Here is a 2,835-nt window from a genome sequence, read left to right as displayed (position 1 = left end):
GGCAAGGAGGGCATCATGAGCACGCTGTATGTGAAACAGAAGGTCTTCTCCATCGGCGAGAAGTTCACCGTCACCGATGGCGCCGGAACCGTGCGGTACTTCGTGCAGGGCAGTTTCGTGCGCATTCCCAAATCGTTCTCGATCACATCGCCGGACGGGACGGAGGTGGCACGCGTCGCACATGAACCGTTCGCGTTGTTGCCGCGGTTCACCGTGGATGTAGGCGGAACGCGGCAGATGACCATCCGCAAGCAATGGTCCTTCTTCAAACCACGGTATGCGATCGACGCACCCGGATTGCAGGTCGAAGGCGATTGGTGGAATCTGAACTTCACGGTGACCAGGCAGGGTGAACAAGTCGCGCGTATCCATCAGGAGCTGTTCACGTGGGGCGATACCTATGAGATCGACGTCAACGACGAGGCGCTGGAAGTCCTCATGCTGGCACTGGTGGTGGCCGTCGACCGTGTGAAGGCCATGGACAACGCGGCTTCCTCGGCGGGATAGCTTCTCGGCAAATCATTATGAATCATTCGCATGTGCCGGATGGGCGGTCGTGACAAGCTCCTGTACGGACATGACCGCCCGTAAAATCATTCCTGGCCGTTCATACGGGCATCACATGCAGCACCACGAACTGCGCCGACCACTCCCCCGCCAAGGCGAACACCAAAATGTGTCCTATCCGATTTCAGCAGAACGTCATCGGCAAGCCACGTTTCCACGCCAAAGCCGTACAGTCAGAAATACATCGGCACCCGTCAGTACCAATCAAGCGAAGCAGCCATTCCAAGTCCGCACGAATACGCGCCCGGTAGGTCAGGGCTTTGGAACTGGCCTCTCAAGCAACCACTTCAGGTCCGGGCGAGACGAACTAGCATCTCAACTGCCGCAGCACCTCACAGCGCCTTGAGCACGATGCCGACGACCGCGACGAGCACGCCGACGTACTGTATCGCGGACACCCGCTTGCGCGGAACGCCGAGCAGCCCGAAACGGTCGACCGCCAATCCACCGCCGACCTGCCCGAGCAGCAACAGCATCACCGTCATGCCCGTGCCAATGCGCGAGGAAAGATACGAGTTGCACATCACCAGCGTCGCACCCATCAATCCGCCAATCCACATCCACCAAGGATTGCCCTTGTGCAATGCCGTGCCCAGACTATACGTGCGGTCGGTCACGCCGATGACGACGAGCAACGCCAACAGGCCAACTGCGAAGGAGACCAAGGCCGCCTTGATCGGAGAATCAAGCGCGGTGCCCAGCCTGCCAAGCAATGCGGTCTGGACGGCGGAGCACATGCCAAAGGCGATACCGGCCAAGCTCCACAGCAAATCGGTTTTGCCATTCATGCCCGTTCGGCTGCCCGCATCCGACCCACAGGCGCCGACGCATGCGGCGGCATCCGCATGCGCCGTTTCACGCTTTCCCGCGGACTTGCCCGTATTATCGTCACGTATGCGCAATCGCAGGCTCGAACCGGTGACGGCGATCAGGAATCCGGCCAGCGCGATCAGCGTGCCGGCGATGCGCGGCAACGAGATCTCCCGCTGCTGCGCGCCGAACCAGCCGAACACATCGATCAGCAATCCCATGACGATCTGCCCCGTCACCGGCATAATCACCGTTTTCAGACTCCCAAGTCTCGGCAACAGCAGCACATTGCCCGTCAGGAAGGCGGCTCCGAACAATCCGGCCAGCCACATCCACCATGGACCGTCAGCTGCCGATGAAGGCACCAGCGGATATGGCCCCAGCACGAGCGTCAACGCCAGCAACGCGGCCAAACCGACGGAGAACGATACCATGGACGCACGCAATGGCGATCCGATGGAACGTCCCAGTCGTGTATTCACCGCGGTCTGCACCGGTGTGATCAATCCGGCGAATACGCCGAGCAACGCATGCAGCATGGTTCCGTCCTCTCTTCGGTCTTCGCACGTTCCATCCCGTCTTCGCACGACATTTGCGGCCATCCGGACATCATCCGACTTTCCACAGAAACTATACCGCCCATAACACGCGGTCCACACGCATGCATCCACGGATACCGCCGACACGTGGATCCAAGCTCATGTCGGTTTCCCTTGTGCGATGGGCGGATGCCCGCCGACGCGCGCCCTCCAACACTTGCCGCCATTCCCGCACAGCCGTAAGACCGGAGCCGGCCATTCCGTGCAAGCTTAATGGAGCCCACGCACACGACAATATGCCTGATCGACGAATGCAATCGACGCCATACGTTGCCGACCGGCATACGGCGACATCAGCGGCATGCCAACATGCATAACCGGCATCAGCAAACTTCAAAGCAAATAAGGTCCTTGGAATCGCTGCAATCCCAAGGGTCTTCAATCGTAAAGCCCGAAAAAGCGCGAAATGCGGGAACGACATGCGACGTGGCGTCTGCACGTATCGGGCAATCGGTACATGGCATCCGCGTTCATGGCGACATATGGCGACGATATCGAAAAAACAAAGCCCCTTGGAATCGTTGCAATTCCAAGGGTCTTCAGCTTCCAACCAGTGACCCCGGGGAGACTCGAACTCCCGACCTTGAGATTAGAAGTCACATGCTCTATCCAGCTGAGCTACAGGGCCAAACCAAACACAGTATAGTCAGTTCATCCGTCATTGCCAACTCGGACGCGCGGAACGGCTTTCAGGGAGCGAACCGGCATCTTGCGGCCGGAAAACGGAAAGGACGGCGGATGAATCCGATGGGAAGACCGCTGCGATCACCATCTTATGAGGAACCGCGAGGAACCATCAGAAAGAACCTATGAAGAGCCGTAAGGAACCATGAGGGACTAAGGAACCATCAGCAACCAT

At 58.9% G+C, this 2,835-nt stretch carries 2 protein-coding genes and 1 tRNA gene; 1 reads left to right on the top strand and 2 read right to left on the bottom strand.

All coding sequences use genetic code 11. From position 1 onward, the window contains the following. On the top strand, positions 1-507 hold a 507-nt coding region (locus tag B3C64_RS03450; protein ID WP_291533752.1), incomplete at its 5' end, for an LURP-one-related/scramblase family protein. A gap of 392 nt (positions 508-899) precedes the next feature. Here the strand turns inward: B3C64_RS03450 and B3C64_RS03445 are convergent. Together B3C64_RS03445 and B3C64_RS03440 are read right to left on the bottom strand one after the other, a co-directional pair. Continuing rightward, positions 900-1,916, bottom strand: coding sequence for a DMT family transporter (locus B3C64_RS03445; protein ID WP_291533750.1), 1,017 nt, complete (start codon positions 1,914-1,916; stop codon positions 900-902). A gap of 614 nt (positions 1,917-2,530) precedes the next feature. Continuing rightward, a tRNA-Arg gene (locus tag B3C64_RS03440) sits at positions 2,531-2,604 on the bottom strand. Between the last annotated feature and the right edge of the window lie 231 nt (positions 2,605-2,835).

The sequence above is a fragment of the Bifidobacterium sp. UBA6881 genome, assembly GCA_002451435.1.
Lineage (GTDB): Bacteria > Actinomycetota > Actinomycetes > Actinomycetales > Bifidobacteriaceae > Bifidobacterium.
Note: the sequence above shows the minus strand (reverse complement) of the source record. Positions and strands in the feature narration are given on the sequence as shown.